This window comes from Achromobacter sp. ACM02 (assembly GCF_014851605.1).
Lineage (GTDB): Bacteria > Pseudomonadota > Gammaproteobacteria > Burkholderiales > Burkholderiaceae_B > Achromobacter > Achromobacter aegrifaciens.
Genome location: NZ_JACUZY010000011.1, coordinates 42,283 through 56,969 on the forward strand (window position 1 = coordinate 42,283; position 14,687 = coordinate 56,969).

15 protein-coding genes are annotated in these 14,687 nt (G+C 67.1%); 2 read left to right on the forward strand and 13 right to left on the reverse strand.

The window, feature by feature from the left end:
* Positions 1–44: 44 nt before the first annotated feature.
* The 5 genes from IB258_RS27310 to gtdA all read right to left on the reverse strand — a co-directional run bounded on the left by IB258_RS27310 (position 45) and on the right by gtdA (position 3,892).
* Positions 45–1,034, reverse strand: a complete 990-nt coding sequence (locus tag IB258_RS27310; protein WP_192353462.1) for a tripartite tricarboxylate transporter substrate binding protein — start codon at positions 1,032–1,034, stop codon at positions 45–47.
* Complete coding sequence (locus IB258_RS27315) at positions 1,027–1,410, reverse strand: chorismate mutase (RefSeq protein WP_054458979.1); 384 nt, start codon at positions 1,408–1,410, stop codon at positions 1,027–1,029. Before IB258_RS27315 ends, IB258_RS27310 begins: the two co-directional genes overlap by 8 nt.
* Positions 1,407–2,045, reverse strand: coding sequence for a maleylacetoacetate isomerase (gene maiA, locus IB258_RS27320; RefSeq protein WP_054458981.1), 639 nt, complete (start codon positions 2,043–2,045; stop codon positions 1,407–1,409). Before maiA ends, IB258_RS27315 begins: the two co-directional genes overlap by 4 nt.
* A 17-nt stretch (positions 2,046–2,062) precedes the next feature.
* The gene (locus IB258_RS27325) at positions 2,063–2,761 is read right to left on the reverse strand and encodes a fumarylacetoacetate hydrolase family protein (RefSeq protein ID WP_119450292.1); all 699 of its coding nucleotides are present in this window, start codon (positions 2,759–2,761) and stop codon (positions 2,063–2,065) included.
* Positions 2,762–2,839: 78 nt separating this feature from the next.
* Positions 2,840–3,892: a gentisate 1,2-dioxygenase gene (gene gtdA / locus IB258_RS27330; protein WP_192353463.1), complete on the reverse strand. Its 1,053-nt coding sequence runs from the start codon at positions 3,890–3,892 to the stop codon at positions 2,840–2,842.
* A 167-nt stretch (positions 3,893–4,059) separates the two neighbouring features.
* Between gtdA and IB258_RS27335 the strand changes: the two genes are divergently transcribed.
* Together IB258_RS27335 and IB258_RS27340 are read left to right on the forward strand one after the other, a co-directional pair.
* Entirely contained in the window at positions 4,060–4,995 is a 936-nt protein-coding gene (locus IB258_RS27335) for a LysR substrate-binding domain-containing protein (protein WP_054458988.1), read from the forward strand.
* A complete protein-coding gene (locus IB258_RS27340; RefSeq protein ID WP_192353493.1) occupies positions 4,995–5,540 on the forward strand; it encodes a hypothetical protein in 546 nt (181 codons plus the stop codon). The genes IB258_RS27335 and IB258_RS27340 overlap by 1 nt, the downstream gene beginning before the upstream one ends.
* Before the next feature lie 203 nt (positions 5,541–5,743).
* Here the strand turns inward: IB258_RS27340 and IB258_RS27345 are convergent, their stop codons facing one another.
* The 8 genes from IB258_RS27345 to IB258_RS27380 all read right to left on the reverse strand — a co-directional run bounded on the left by IB258_RS27345 (position 5,744) and on the right by IB258_RS27380 (position 14,544).
* Positions 5,744–6,577, reverse strand: a complete 834-nt coding sequence (locus IB258_RS27345; RefSeq protein ID WP_054458990.1) for a symmetrical bis(5'-nucleosyl)-tetraphosphatase — start codon at positions 6,575–6,577, stop codon at positions 5,744–5,746.
* Positions 6,574–7,752, reverse strand: coding sequence for an LPS export ABC transporter permease LptG (gene lptG, locus IB258_RS27350; protein ID WP_054458992.1), 1,179 nt, complete (start codon positions 7,750–7,752; stop codon positions 6,574–6,576). The genes IB258_RS27345 and lptG overlap by 4 nt, the downstream gene beginning before the upstream one ends.
* A gap of 79 nt (positions 7,753–7,831) precedes the next feature.
* Positions 7,832–8,554 (reverse strand): monofunctional biosynthetic peptidoglycan transglycosylase, encoded by a 723-nt coding sequence (mtgA, locus tag IB258_RS27355; RefSeq protein ID WP_054458994.1) that lies wholly within the window; start codon positions 8,552–8,554, stop codon positions 7,832–7,834.
* Positions 8,555–8,559: 5 nt separating this feature from the next.
* On the reverse strand, positions 8,560–9,423 hold the full coding sequence (gene aroE, locus IB258_RS27360; protein ID WP_054458996.1) for a shikimate dehydrogenase: 864 nt from the start codon (positions 9,421–9,423) through the stop codon (positions 8,560–8,562).
* A complete protein-coding gene (locus IB258_RS27365) occupies positions 9,420–10,319 on the reverse strand; it encodes a TonB family protein (RefSeq protein WP_119450721.1) in 900 nt (299 codons plus the stop codon). The genes aroE and IB258_RS27365 overlap by 4 nt, the downstream gene beginning before the upstream one ends.
* A gap of 129 nt (positions 10,320–10,448) precedes the next feature.
* Positions 10,449–11,537 carry an ABC transporter ATP-binding protein gene (locus IB258_RS27370; protein ID WP_192353464.1) on the reverse strand — a complete coding sequence of 363 codons (1,089 nt, stop codon included), beginning with the start codon at positions 11,535–11,537 and terminating at the stop codon, positions 10,449–10,451.
* A complete protein-coding gene (locus tag IB258_RS27375) occupies positions 11,530–13,302 on the reverse strand; it encodes an iron ABC transporter permease (RefSeq protein ID WP_054459000.1) in 1,773 nt (590 codons plus the stop codon). The genes IB258_RS27370 and IB258_RS27375 overlap by 8 nt, the downstream gene beginning before the upstream one ends.
* Positions 13,303–13,446: 144 nt before the next feature.
* Positions 13,447–14,544, reverse strand: a complete 1,098-nt coding sequence (locus IB258_RS27380) for an ABC transporter substrate-binding protein (RefSeq protein ID WP_192330157.1) — start codon at positions 14,542–14,544, stop codon at positions 13,447–13,449.
* Between the last annotated feature and the right edge of the window lie 143 nt (positions 14,545–14,687).

Genomic DNA, 14,687 nt, shown 5'->3' on the forward strand with positions numbered 1-14,687 from the left:
CGTGTTCTCCTTGTTTGGGTTGCGCGGCGTGGCCGGGCGCCGGTTTACTGGCCCTTGATGCCCAGCTTCTTGATGAGCGGCTCCCAGCGCTTGAGTTCGTCGTCCATGTAGGCGCGGAACTCGGCGGGCGTGGTGCCGGCGGGATCCATGAACTGAGCCTGCAGGCGCTTGGTGACCTCGGGATCACGGATGGCCTGGATCAGCGCGTCGGACAGCTTCTTCTGGATGTCGGCGGGAACCTTGGACGAGATCACGAAGCCGATCCACGCCGAGCCCTCGATGCCCGGCACGCCGACTTCGGCCAGCGTCGGGATGTCGGGCAGCAGGGCCGAGCGCTTGGACGAGGTGACGGCCAGGGCCTTCAGGCGTCCATCCTTCACCATGGGCATGACGGCGATGGGCGGCAGCGCGGCGAACTGCGTGTCGCCGGACAGCAGCGAGGTCAGCGCCGCGGGCGACGAGGGATAGGGCACGTGGGTGGCGCGCGCGCCGGTCTGCTGCAGCATCAGTTCCACGGCCAGGTGCGACACCGTGCCGGCGCCCGTGGACGGGAAGTTGTACTTGTCCGAATTCTTCTTCAGCGCTTCCAGCAACTGGCCGATGTTGTCGATGCCGGCCGAGGCGGGCACGACCAGCACATTGGGCTGGTGCACCGCCAGCGTCAGCGGCGCCAGGTCGGTCGCCGGCGCATAGGGCAGCTTGTCGAACAGCAGAGTGTTGTTGACCAGCGGGCCGGTAATGGACACGCCGAAGGTGTAGCCGTCGGGCTTGGCGTTGGCGATGGCATAGGTGCCGATGTTGCCGCTGGCGCCCGGCTTGTTCTCGATGACGATGCTCTGGCCCAGGATGGCGCCGGCCTTTTCGCCAACGATGCGCGCCACCTGGTCGGGGCTGGAGCCCGGGCCGAAGGGCACAATGGCCTTGAGCGGCTGGGCCGGCCAGGCCTGGGCCTGCGCGGCGGCCAGCGGCGCAAGCGCGGCCAGTCCCAGGATCAGGGCATGGGCGGCGATACGGCGCGCGTAGGGCTTATGCATGGGTGTCTCCGAGATCCTTCATGGTGTTGAAGTAGGTTTGTTCGTTGGCGATGAAGGCCGCGACCATGGCGCGATAGGTGGCGTCCACCACCTGGTCCAGGTTGGCGAAACCCTGGTTGTGGCGTTCGGCCAGCAGGCGCGCCTTTTCGAAGACCTGGGCCTGGCGGGCCGGGGCGCTGACCTGGAAGGCGTCGCGCTTGAAGCGCGCGGCGTCCTTCACGTACATGGCGCGTTCGGCGATCAGGCGCACGATCTCATCGTCCAGCCTGTCGATGTTGGCGCGCACTTCCGCCAGGTTGGCGCATAGCGGGCGGTAGGCGGGATCGGTGTATTCGCGCAGCGGCGCGCCCTGGGTGTCGGGTTCCTGGTTGCTCACTTGGTGTAGTCCGGTTGCTGGGTGGGAGCCGCTTGCTGGAAGGCGGGCTGCGCATTGCAGTGTTCATAGACGCGCATGGCGCGCGGATAGGCCGACAGGTCGCAGCCCATGCGCTGGGCGTTCGCCATCTGCGGCACCAGGCAGCAGTCCGCCAGGGTGGGCGCGTCGCCGTAGCAGTAGGCGCCATGGCCGTGGCGCGCCAGCAGCGCTTCCACAGCCGTCATGCCCTCGCGGATCCAGTGGTGATACCAGGCGTTCTTCTGTTCTTCGCTGGCGCCCAGCACGTCCTGCAGATAGCGCAGGATGCGCATGTTGTTGACGGGGTGGATGTCGCAGGAGATGGCGTCGGAAAGCTCCAGCACGCGGGCGCGCTCCAGCGTGCCGGCGGGGATCAGGCGCGGCTCGGGATGAGTGGCGTCCAGGTAGTCGACGATGGCCAGCGACTGCGACAGCTGGGTGTCGCCATCGATCAGCAGGGGCACGCCCGCGGAAGGATTCTTGGCCACGTAATCCGCCGCGCGCTGCTCCTGCTTGCGCAGGTTCACAGGCAGGTACTCGTACGGCAAACCCTTGAGCGCCAGCGCGATGCGCACGCGATAGGAGGTGGAACTATTGAAGAAGCTGTGCAGTTGCATGCGGGTTCCTGGAAGGTTCACACCATCTGCACGCTGAGCGTGCCCAGGCCGTCCACGCCGCCGACCATCTTGTCGCCGCGCACCACCGGACCCACGCCTTCGGGGGTGCCGGTGTAGATCAGGTCGCCGGCTTCCAGGCGGAAGTACTTGGACAGGTAGGCGACGGTTTCGGCGACGGACCAGATCAGCTTGCCGATGTCGCTTCTTTGCTTGTCGGCGCCGTTGACCTGCAGCCAGATGGCGGCCTGGTCGATGTTCTTGACCGCCCCGGCAGGATGCAGGGGGCCGATGGGCGCGCTCAGGTCGAAGGCCTTGCCCAGTTCCCAGGGCCGACCGGCTTCGCGCATCTTCATCTGCAGGTCGCGGCGGGTCATGTCCAGGCCCACGGCATAGCCCCAGACGTGCTGCAGCGCGTCGTCGACGGCGATGTTGGCGCCGCCCTTGCCAATGGCCGCCACCAGTTCGATCTCATAGTGCAGATTGGCGGTCTCGGAAGGATAGGGCAGCGACAGGGTGCTGCCTTCAGCCACCGGCACCACGGCGTCGGCCGGTTTGCAGAAGAAGAACGGCGGTTCGCGGTCGGGGTCGAAGCCCATTTCGCGGGCATGGGCGGCATAGTTGCGGCCGACGCAATAGACGCGGCGCACGGGGAAGCTGTCCTGGCTGCCGGCAACGGGCACGGCGATGGGAGCGGCGGGGTCGAAGACGAAAGACATGGGTCACCTTTGAGGAATGCGGGGCGGGGCCTGGCGCGGCCCCGGCCTGATACGGAAGTGGAGGGAGCGCGCCGGCCTTTAGCCGACGCGCGCTTCGCGCCACACGCCCAGCGCGTCCTGCACGGGGCGGTCGGAATAGCTGAACAGGGTGGCGTCGTCCAGCGCGGCCAGCTGCACGGGCTGCCAGGACGGCGCGACGAAGACGTCGCGCGGGCCGAAGTGGAATTCCTGGTCGCCGATGCGAGCCGTGCCGCGGCCTTCGACCACGCTGTAGACCGTGGAGTCGGTGCTGCGGTAGGTCTTGCCCTGGAATCCGGCGGGCAGGAACTGCATGAAGGTCGCCATGGTCGGCATGGGGTAGCCGCCGGTGGCCGGATTCAGGTAGCGCAGCTTCACGCCGTCCCAGGGGTCCAGTTCGCCGTGGCGGTAGAGCTGGTCCAGGGCTTCGCGGCTGCGTTCATAGGGGTAGTTGAAGATGGGCGATGTGCCGCTGGAGGTCTGGTGGCGCACGGGCGCCATGTTGTGGCCGTAGCGCGCCATGCTGTCGCCCTCGGGGCGGGTCACGGGTTGTGTGGCCGAGGGATAGTTTTCGGCGAAACCCGCGTCCAGGAAGCGCAGCAGCGGAATGTCCAGGCCGTCCAGCCAGACCACAGGCTCGCCGCCTTCGGCGGTTTCGGCGTTGCCATGGTCATGCCAGGTCCATGACGGTGTGATGATGAAGTCGCCGGGGTGCATGGTGGTGCGTTCGCCGTTGACCGCGGTGTAGGCGCCGCGGCCTTCGACGATGAAGCGCAGCGCCGACTGCGTATGGCGGTGGCTGGGCGCGATTTCGCCGGGCAGGATCAGCTGCAGGCCCGCATACAGGCTCTGCGTGATGCTGGCCTGGCCGGGCAGGCCGGGATTCTCCAGGATGAGCACGCGCCGCACGGCTTCTTCCGCCGTGATGAGCGAGCCGGACGCCATGACGTCGTCGCGCACGTCTTCGTACTTCCAGATGGCGGGGACGCAACGCGGCGCGGGTTCGCGCGGCACCAGGTTGTGCAGCGACTCCCACAAGGGAGCCATGCGTTTTCTGGCGATGCGTGCGTAATAGGCAGCGCGGTCCGCGCCGGGGGTGTGACCGTCGGGCATGCTTGTCTCCGGAATGTCCGGCTGGCGCCGGCTTCGCGTGGCCGCCGCGTGGCTCGCGGCTGGTCCTGATATGGAGACGATTATGCGTAAGGAGCTATGTGTTTTGAAATGAATTTATCTTATTATCCATACCAATAAGAATATACATAGACGAGACGAGGGCCTGCATGGACTGGACCCACCGGTTGCGCCTGCGCAATCTGAAAATGCTGCTCAGCCTGGCCCAGACCCGCAACATCAGCCATTCGGCGGCGATGCTCAATACGACGCAGCCGGGCTTGTCCAAGTGGCTGAAGGATCTGGAAGACGACATCGGGCTGCCGCTGTTCGAACGGCACGCGCGCGGCCTGCGGCCCACGCCGCACGGCGACGTGCTGATCGCGCATGCCCAGCGGGTGGAGGCGCAACTGGATCGCGCCAGCGCGGACATGGCGGCCTTGCGCGAGGGTGGCGGCGGCCGGGTGGTGATAGGCGCGTCGGGCGCGTCGGCGTCGGACACCGTGCCGCTGGCGGTGATGAAGCTGCTCGAGCGCATGCCGCAGGCCCGCGTGAAGCTGGTGGAGGGTACGACCGACCAGTTGCTGGCGCAGTTGGCGCAGGGCGACCTGGACATCGTGGTGGGGCGTTCGGCGCCGGAGCATCACGACCCGGCGATCCGCTTCGAGGCCCTGTACCTGGAACCCATCCACCTGGTTGCGCGGCCGCGCCATCCGCTGTTCGCGATCGAGCAGCCCTCTTGGCCAGACCTGCTGTCTTACCGCTGGATCCTGTGGCCAAAAGGCACGCCTATCCGCAATGCGGTGGACGCGGCGCTGGCGGCGGCGGGCCAGGCGCCGCCGCCGGACCACGTCGAATCGAATTCGGTGACCATCAATCTCACGTTGATCAATAACAGCGACATGATCGGGGTGGCTTCGCACCGGGCGGCGCTGCGGTTTTCGCAGATGCGGGCGATGCGGATCATTCCGGTGCGTCTGTCGGGCTTCGGGTCGGTGGCGATGTACTGGCGCGAGGATGCGTTCCGTCCGATCGCGGTGCAGGAGGCAATGGCGGCCTTGCGCAGCACGGTGGCGGAACATGCGCCGGGCGCGGCGAGGGCATGATGGAGGCGCCGCGGGCGGGCCTGAACGCGTTGATCGCGCAGTGCCGCAAGCTGGAGGCGGCGCTGCCGGATCAGGACCAACCGGCTGCGTCGGCGGCGATGCATCGCTTCGTGGCGGAGATGGATGCGCGTCGCGCGCCGCCGGGGATGTGGTCGCCGCTGGTGTTGGCGGTGTTGGTGATGACAGGCGGGCTGGGCGTGGGGATAGGTCTGCTGAGCCTGCTGCTGCGCGGCGCGGGGCCGGCGTTGGCGGCGTTCGCGCTGGTGCTGGTCTGTGCGGCGACGGCCCTGGCGTTGGCCATTGGCGTGGTGGCCTTCATGGGCGGGCATGCATTCGGCCTGGTGGTGCTGAAGCGGCTGGCCTTGGGCTTGATTGCTGTCGGCTTCCTGGGCGTGATCGCGTGGACGCAGGGAGATGTTCGGGCGGTGGGGCCGGCGGTGGCTTTGCTTGGCGGGTTGGGGGCTTGGCTGGTGCTCAATAGCAATGGGTTTTATGTGTTTGCGGGGTATCAGATGGCGCGGAGGTATATGGAGCGGCGGGGGTGATGGTTTGGTTTTTGAGGCTGTGGGTTCTTGAGGAGGCTGTAGGTTCTTAAGGCGCCCGTCGCGTCGGCGGCCTGCGGGGCGCGGGGCAACGATTGCGGTCCGGAACGAAGGCTCCGGACCGCAATCGTGGGCGCCCGCCACTCAGGCGCCCGCGCCGACGGGCGGCCTACGAAGCACCCGGCGCGACGGAGCAAGCCTCAACCCTACTCCGACAACGGATCCTGAAACTGCGAACACTTCACCTGCACCAGCCTCCGATCCTGCAACCGCAAAGCCGTCAGCGACCCACCCCAAACGCACCCCGTATCCAGGCAGATCACGTCCGGCCGCTGCAGCAACCCCAGCGTAGACCAGTGCCCGAACACCGTCGTGACGTTCCGCGTGGCGCGGTTGGGTACGTCGAACCAAGGTACCAGGCCGGTCGGCCAGGCGCCCGGCGTCACCTTGGTTGCGAATTCCATGTGGCCATTGGGCGTGCACAGGCGGATGCGTGTCAGCGCGTTGATGATGACCCGCATGCGCTTGCCGCCCTTGTGGTCTTCCTTCCACGTGGCCGGCTCGTTGCCGTACATCTTTTGCAGCGCCTTCTGCCAGTTCGGCCCGCGCAGGGCGTCCTGGACTTCGCCGGCCAGCGCCAGCGTCTTGGCCACGTCCCATTTGGCCAGCGTGCCGGCATGGACCAGCAGGTGGTTCTGTTCGAAGTGGGCCAGCGGGCGAAAGCGCAGCCAGTTGATCAGGTCGGCCGCGTCCGGCGCGCGCAGGACGTCCTCGAGCGTGTCCGATTTGGACGGCTTGCGTACCCCCGCGGCGGTGGCCAGCAGGTGCAGGTCATGGTTGCCCAGCACCGAGGTCGCGCGGTCGCCCAGGTCGATGATGCGGCGCAGGGTTTCCAGCGATTCGGGACCGCGGTTGACCAGGTCTCCGGCGAACCAGAAGCGCGACTGGGGGTCGCCGACCAGTTCGGGGTGGGACAGCAAGCGATCCAGCGGCGAGCAGCAGCCCTGCACGTCGCCGATCATCCAGATACTGCCGTTCATGCGGGACTTTTGCTCCAAGGCCAACGTTGTTGCGCGATCCGCGTGATGGTGTGGCGGTACTCCATGTAGCCCATGGCGCCCAACGCCACGATCATGGCGCCGATGTTCGGACCCAGGGCGGTCAGCCAGGCCGGCCATTTGCCCAGCATGCCCACGTTCAGGGCCAACTGGTTCAGCATGAAGAAGCCTACGCCCAACAGGATGCCGATGAAAACCTTGGCGCCTACGCCGCCGCGGCGTGTCTGCATCAAGCCGATGGGAGCGGCAATGGTGATCATGACCAGCAGGGTGAACGGATACGCCAGTTTGCGCCACAAGGCGACGACCTGTCGACCATATTGCAGCTGGTTGTTGCGCAAATAGTCCACATAGTCCAGCAGCGTGGCGATGGACATGCGTTCAGGGGTCAGCACGCGGGCCAGCAGGCGCTCGGCGCTGAGCGTGGTGTCGATATTGCGCTCGGGCACCTTGACCACGGTGGCGGGCGGGTTCTTGGGCGGACGCGCGTTGGCCAGCGCCTCGGCGGCGTCGTCGTCCAGCCGGGTTTCGGTGACGTCCTTGAGCAGCAGGTCGCCCTGCGTGAACAGGCCGGTCGGCGCGGTTGACAGGGCGGACAGCGTCTGGTCTTTCTTGAATTCGTAGAGGATCACGGAGTTGACCTGCCCGTCGCCCTTGAGTTCGCCGATGTTGATGATGCGGGTGCCGCCGTTGGCGGTGGGTTCCTTGAACCAGTAACCGCTCTTGAGGCGGTCGCCGCCGGCCTTGCCGCGGAACAGCAGGTTGGCCTCGCCGGATTTGATTTCGGCCCAGGGCGTGACGTACTCGGACAGCAGGCCCGCTCCTATCATCAGCGGGATCGTGACGATCCAGAGCATGCGCAGCAGCTTCATGCCGCTGACGCCGGATACCCGCAGGATGACCAGTTCGTTGCGCTGGGCCAGCCCCGCCAGCGCCAGGATGGCGCCGATCAGCAGGCCGATGGGCAACAGGTCGTAGAGACGGGTCGGGATCGCCAGGGCCTGCATGTACAGCAGGGCCATCATGGAGAACTTGTCGCCGACGTTGTCCAGATCGTCCACCAGCGCGAAGAACGTGAAAAGGCCCAGCAGGGCCATGAGGACCACTGCGCAAGAGCGATAGATCTCGCGGGCCAGGTAGCGACGTGCGGTACGCATGAAGAAAAGGAGGAACGCCTAAACCCGAAAGCTTAACAAATCCCGCCGCTCAGGGTGGGGCCGGAGGGCCGGATCCGTATCAGGGGATGTCGACCATCTGCATCCGCCGCGTCAGGACGCCCACCCGGGAGTTCAGGTACCGGGTATTGCGGTGGGCGTCATAGAAGCGCGGGTTGGGCAGCATGGCCGCCAGCCGGGCCGACTGGCTGGCCCCGAGGTTGGCGGCGGAGGTATTGAAATAGTGCTTGGCGGCGGCCTGGGCGCCGAACACGCCTTCGCCCCATTCCGCCACGTTCAGATACAGCTCCAGGATCCGTTCCTTGCTCATGACGTGTTCGATCATGTAGGTGAGTACGAGTTCCTGGCCCTTGCGGATGTAGCTGCGGGAGCTGGACAGGAACAGGTTCTTGGCCAGCTGCTGTGTGATGGTGGAGCCGCCGCGCATCTTGCTGCGACCGGCTTCCTGTTGCTTCTGGTTGTATTCCCAGGCCTTGCGGATGGCGTCCCATTCGACGCCGTCATGTTCGGTGAAGTTGGAGTCCTCGGACGCCACGACCGCGCGCTTGAGGTTGCGGTTGATCTTGTCGTAGGGCACCCATTCGTACTTCAGCTCGAAATCGGGGTTGCCGTCGCTCAGGCGGGATCGTTCCTCGCGCATGATGGCGCTGCTGCCCGGGGGGCGGTAGTTGTACCAGACCACCTGGGCGAACAGCCAGAACTGATAGAGCAGCACCAGGCACACCAGCGCCATCAGCGCGCCGCTGATGATCCGGAACCAGGAGCGGCCCTTGCGCGTCGCCATGCCGTCTATTGCCCGGCCTTGAGCGCCTCGCGCAGCGCGGCCAGCACGGGGGCGGGGTCAGGACGCACGCCATGCCAGATGTAGAAGCTTTCGGCCGCCTGACCCACCAGCATGCCCAGGCCGTCGGCCGCAAGTGCGGCGCCGTCGGCTTGGGCTTGTTGCATGAAGGCGGTGGGCTGGGCGCCGTACATCATGTCGTAGGCGGCCGCGCCGGGCGCATAGAGGCCCGGGGGCAGGTCCGGGGCGGCGTTCTGCAGGCCGCTGGCGGTGGCGTTGATGACCAGGTTCCAGCCGCCGGCAAGGGCGGCGTCCGCCAGGCTGCCGCCCGTGACCGCCGTCTGCGGCGACACGCCGCTCTCGCGCCAGGAAGCGGCCAGTTCTTCCGCCTTGGATGCGGTGCGGTTGACGATATGGATGCGGGCGCAGCCGGCTTCGGCCAGCGGCTGCAGCACGCCGCGGGCGGCGCCGCCCGCGCCGACCAGCAGCACGGACGCCCCGGTCAGGCGCACGCCCAGGCGCAGCAGGTCGGACACCAGGCCCACGCCATCGGTATTGCAGCCATGCCAGGCGCCGTCGCGCCAGGACAGGGTGTTGACCGCGCCGGCGAGGCGGGCGCGGCTGGACAGGCGACCGGCAGCCAGGGCATAGGCGTCCAGCTTGAAGGGCACGGTTACGTTCAGGCCCAGCCCGCCTTCGGCGACGAAGGCGGCGACCGCCTGGGCGAAGCCGTCCACCGGAGCCAGCAGGCGCTCGTAGCGCAGCGGCTTGCCGGTCTGTTCGGCAAACATGGCGTGGATCTGGGGCGAGCGGCTGTGCGCGATGGGGTTGCCGATGACGGCGTATCTGGCGAGAGGGGGCGCCTCGGTCATGGGGCTTGTGTTTCCAGGGTGTCGTTGACGAAATGCCAGGTGCGGGTGATGACCAGCACGTCCGTGTCGCGCGCGATATCGGGCGGGAACGGCGGGAAGGGGGCGGCCAGCTGGACGATGCGGCGGGCCGCCTGGTTCAGCACGGCATGCGGCGAAGGCTGGTCGATCTCGACGTTGGCGATGCTGCCGTCGGCGCGCACCGACACCGTGATGCGCAGGGATCCGTAGATGCGGCCGCGGGCCTCGTCCGGGTAATGCTGGGTGCCGACCGTTTCGATGCGGGTGCGCCAGGCGTCGAGGTAGGCGGCGTAGCGCGAGGCCTCGGCGGAAGGCGCGACGAATTGCTTGCGCGGTTCGGCGCTGTATTGCTGGACCCGCGCCGCCAGGGCGGCCACCTGGGCGCTCTGGATGATGCTGGCCTGGTCCTCGGCGTCGCGGCCGAGGTCGGCGCCGTCGGGCCAGGGGTTGACGGCCTGGCGCTCGGCGCCAGCCTTGTCAGCGGCGCGCAGCTGGGTCATCAGGCGGGTCTGTTCGGCTTCCAGCTGCACCTGGCGGCGCCGCATGGCCTCCAGCACGATGGTTTCGGCCGATTCGCCGGTGCGGGGCAGCGGGGTGGTGGACATGCCGCGTTCGGCGTTGCCGCCGCCGGTCATCTGGTTCTGGGCCTGCGCGCGCGGGGTTTCCGGGGGCGTCTCGCTGCGGGCATTGAGCAGCACGACTTCCAGGCTGGTGGCCGGCGGGCGCGAGAGCGCGGGCGCGCCGAAGCGCCACGCCAGGGCGCCGGCGTGCACCAACAGCGATATCGCGATGCCGATGCGCAGGTAATGCTGGGCGGGTGCGCCCAGCCACCGCAGGTAACGGCTCAGCGAGGAGGGGGAATCAGCGAGGCGTTGCACCTGCGCATTGTAGAGCGAGTCCAGGTCTGCCGGGCGCCAGTAGCGGCTCACACGGAAAGCCTAGGCCTGGCGCGCGTAAGCCCTGGGCCCCGGGTCTGTAACAGACCGGGGCGCAAGCCAGCAGGCGCCTCAGCCGACCGTGCGGGGGAAGACCCAGACTTTGCTGGCGGGCAGCGACAGCCGGCAAGGGCCGGGCTCGCGCCCTTCGGGACCGTAGGCGCGCAGGGCCAGGGTATGGGCCGGGTCGGCGTCGGGGGTGCGGAACAGGTACTCCCAGCGGTCGCCCAGATACATGCTGGTCAGGAGCGGCATTTCGACGTGGTTGCCGTCGGGGTCGTCCGCCAGCCGTACCTGCTCCACCCGGATGACGGCGGTGCCGTCCTGGCCTTGGGCCACCCCCGGGCTGGCCTTGCCCCACAGCGACCAGCCGCGCCCTTCGATGCGGGCCTGGCCATCGCGCACCTCGGTGACCTTGCCGTCCAGCCGGTTGTTGCTGCCCATGAATTCGGCGGTGAACAGGGTGGACGGGGAGCCGTACATTTCCTGCGGCGTACCCTGCTGTTCGATCTTGCCGTTGTTCAGCAGCAGGATGCGGTCCGAAATCGCCATCGCTTCGCTCTGGTCGTGGGTCACCATCAAGGCCGACAGGCCGAGTCGGATGATCAGCTCGCGCAGGAAGGCGCGGGCCTCCTCGCGCAGCTTGGCGTCCAGGTTGGACAGCGGTTCGTCCAGCAGGATGACGGGCGGGCTGTACACCAGCGCCCGGCCGATGGCCACGCGCTGCTGCTGGCCGCCGGACAGGGCGTGCGGATGGCGCTGGCCCAGCTTGCCCAGGCCCAGTTGGTCCAGCACGGCCTGCACGCGTTCGCGCACCTCGGCGCCGGGCACCTTGCGCAGCTTGAGCGGGTAGGCCACGTTCTCGAACACGGTCTTGTGCGGCCACAGCGCGTAGGACTGGAACACCAGGCCCAGGTTGCGCTCCTCGGCCGGGACCTCCTTCCTGGCCGCGCCGTCATAGACGACGCGCTCGCCGATGGTGATGCGGCCGCGCTTGGGGCCTTCCAGGCCGGCCACGGCGCGTAGCAGCGTGGTCTTGCCGCTGCCCGAAGGGCCCAGCAGCGACACCACTTCGCCTTGGCGCAGCTGCATCGACACGCCCTTGAGCACCGGGTTGTCGCCGTAATCCAGGTGCAGGTCTTCTACAGAAAGCTCAATCATGAAGTTTGACTCCGAATCGCAGGGCGACGCCCAGGCCGATCACGACCAGAACGATATTGATGAAGGAAAGCGCGGCCACGATGTCGATGGCGCCCGAGGCCCACAGCGACACCAGCATGGAGCCGATGGTTTCGGTGCCGGGCGACAGCAGGTAGACGCCGGTGGAATACTCGCGCTCGAAGATCAGGAACATCAGCAGCCAGGAACCGATCAGGCCGTACTTGGCCAGCGGCACCGTGACGTGGCGGGTGACCTGGCCGCGGCGCGCGCCGGCGCTGCGGGCGGCTTCTTCCAGCTCGGGGCCCACTTGCAGCAGGGTCGAGGAGATCAGCCGCAGGCCATAGGCCATCCACACCACCGTGTAGGCCAGCCACACGCTGAAGATGGTGCTGCGCATGGCGCGCAGCCATTCGATGAAGTTCTCGCGCAGCCATTCCGCGAAGGGCAGGGCCGACAGCCAGCCGCCTTCGTCCAGGGCGTTGTCCAGCCACATCGGCACGAACAGGAACACCCACAGGAACGCCAGACCGGCCAGGAGGCCCGGCACCGCGCGCGGCACCAGCACGCTGTAGTCCATGAAGCGCGTGACGTTGTCCGGCTTGCGGTGCATGGCCAGGCCCACAAACATGTAGCAGAACACGGCCAGCGCGCCGCCGAACACGCCGATGGCCACCGAGTTGACGATGGCGCGCATCAGGTTGGGCTGCGAGAACACGGTGCGGAACGCGTCCAGCGACAGCACGTCGAACAGCGACACGCCCATGCCCCAGTTGGACACGAAGGCGCGCAGCAGCACGCCCAACAGCGGCACCACGATGGTCACCAGCAGCCAGAACGCCACCACGCCGCCGGCCACCCAGCGCCACTTGCCCAGCGGCAGGGCACGGGCGCGCGAGGCCTTGCCCTTGACCGTGACAAAGCGGTTGGCGGTGCGCATCAGGCGGCGCTGCAGCATCACCAGCGGGATCGTCATGCAGATCAGCACCACGGCCACGGCGGCCATCAGGTGATAGGACGGGATGCCCAGCTTGTTGGTGAGCTTGTACAGATAGGTCGCCAGCACCAGGTTGCCTTCGGGATCGCCCAGCACCAGCACCAGGCCGAACACCTCCAGCCCCAGGAAGAACAGCAGCACGGTGGCGTACAGCATGGCCGGACGCACCATGGGCAGGCTGACCGACACCATCACGCGCAGCGGCGAGGCGCCGGACACGCGCGCGGCTTCCTCGACATCGGAACCCATGCTGCGCAGCGCCGACGAGATATACAGGTAGGCGTGCGGCACGTGAGTCAGGCCGGCGATGATGACGATGCTGGTCAGCGAATAGACGTTCCAGGGCACGAAGCCCAGGATGTTTTGCGCCCAGGTCGAGAAAAAGCCCACCGGGCCCGCGGCCACCACATAGCCGAAGCCCAGCACCATGGGAGACACGAACACCGGCACCAGGATCAGCGGCTCGATCCAGCGGCGGCCGGGCAGGTCCGTGCGTATCATCAGGAAGGCCAGCATGCCGCCCAGCGGGATGGCGATGACGGCCAGGCCGAAGGCCAGGATGAAGCCGCTTTTCAGGGCCTTGTAGAAATCGGGGTCCGCGAAGATGAAGCGGAACGCGTCCAGGCTGAAGGTCTTGGACGGCGTGAAAAAGGGCGCGGACAGAAAGCTCTGGATGATGATGAACGACAGCGGCACGTAGATGGCCAACGCCGTGATCAGCACCACCACGCCGCGGGGCAGGGACTGCCATTTCGAGCGCAATGACTGCATGGGGAATCCTGTGTTCTTGAATGGCGCGAAGGTCGCGCGGCCGGGTCGGGGGCGACCGCCCCGGCGGCGGTCAGGGGGACTGCGGCGCGCCGCAGTCCCCTACGCGCGAGGCGGCCCGGAACCGTGGCTCCGGGCTGCGCGGCATTACTTGCCAGCCGCGGCGCGCCAGTCCTTGATGAACTGCAGGCGCTTGTTCTGTTCCAGGTAGTCCAGCAGCGTTTCGTTGACCGGAATCGGCTTGAGCGAGGCGCCCAGCTTCTTGGTCATGCCGTCCACATCGTTGTCGCCTTCGATGTCGTCGCGCACGGAGGCCAGGTCGGCCTGGTTCGCCAGGATGGTCTGGCCCTTCTGCGACAGCATGTAGTCCATCCACAGCTTGGCGGCGTTGCGGTTCTTGGCCTTCTTGCTGATGAAGGCCACGCGCGACAGGACCAGCGCGTAGTCGGTCGGGTAGGCCACGCCCAGCGACGGGTCGCTCTTGGCGCGCGTTTCGGCGTAGGAACCCAGGATGTTGTAGCCGATCAGGTTTTCGCCGGAGGACACGCGTTCCATCATGGTGCCGGTGGACGATTGCACGATCAGGCCGCCCGCGGCGATGCCCTTGAGCGTTTCAAAGTACTTGGGGTCGTTGACCTTGTCCTGCACCGCCAGCATGAAGCCCACGGCCGACTTCTCGATATCGTAGGTGGTGACCTTGTTCTTGAACTTGTCCGGCTGGCTGGCGATCAGCTTGGCCAGGGCGCCGTGCGTGGTGGGCACTTCGGCGGCGGGGATCAGGCGCTTGTTGTAGATGAACACGGCCGGTTCGTAGGTCGTGCCGTAGGCGGAATCCTTCCACACCGCCCAGGCCGGCAGCTTGCCGACTTCCGGTGACTTGTACTGCAGCGCGTAGTCGCTGGCCAGTTTCAGGGCCGAGTCCATCGACGAGCTCCAGACGACGTCGCCGCTGGTGCCGCCCGCCGCCTGCTCGCTGATGTAGCGGTTGTAGAGCTCGGTGCTGTTCATGTCGTTGTATTCGACCTTGATGCCCGGATACAGCGCTTCGAAGCCCTTGATGACGGGGCCAGCGGCCTTGGTATCGGTGGTCGAATAGATGACGACCTTGCCTTCCTTCTTGGCGCCGTCCAGGATCTTCTGGTAGTCGGCCGGGTAGCCGGCCGGCACTTGCTGCGCAAAGGCGCTGCCGGCGGCAAGGGCGAATGCAGCGGCGCAGGCGGCCGCCAGTTGGGACTTGGCAAGCATGGGTGTGTCTCCGATGAGTCTTGTGGTTGGAGCGGGATCCGTGTCCAGCTTGCGGGCATCTTAGGAGCCGGCGTCTGTCGTCGTCCTGTCATGGCGGCAGGATGCGTCTAGGGGAAATCCCTGGGCGGCGTGGGCGCGAGCGC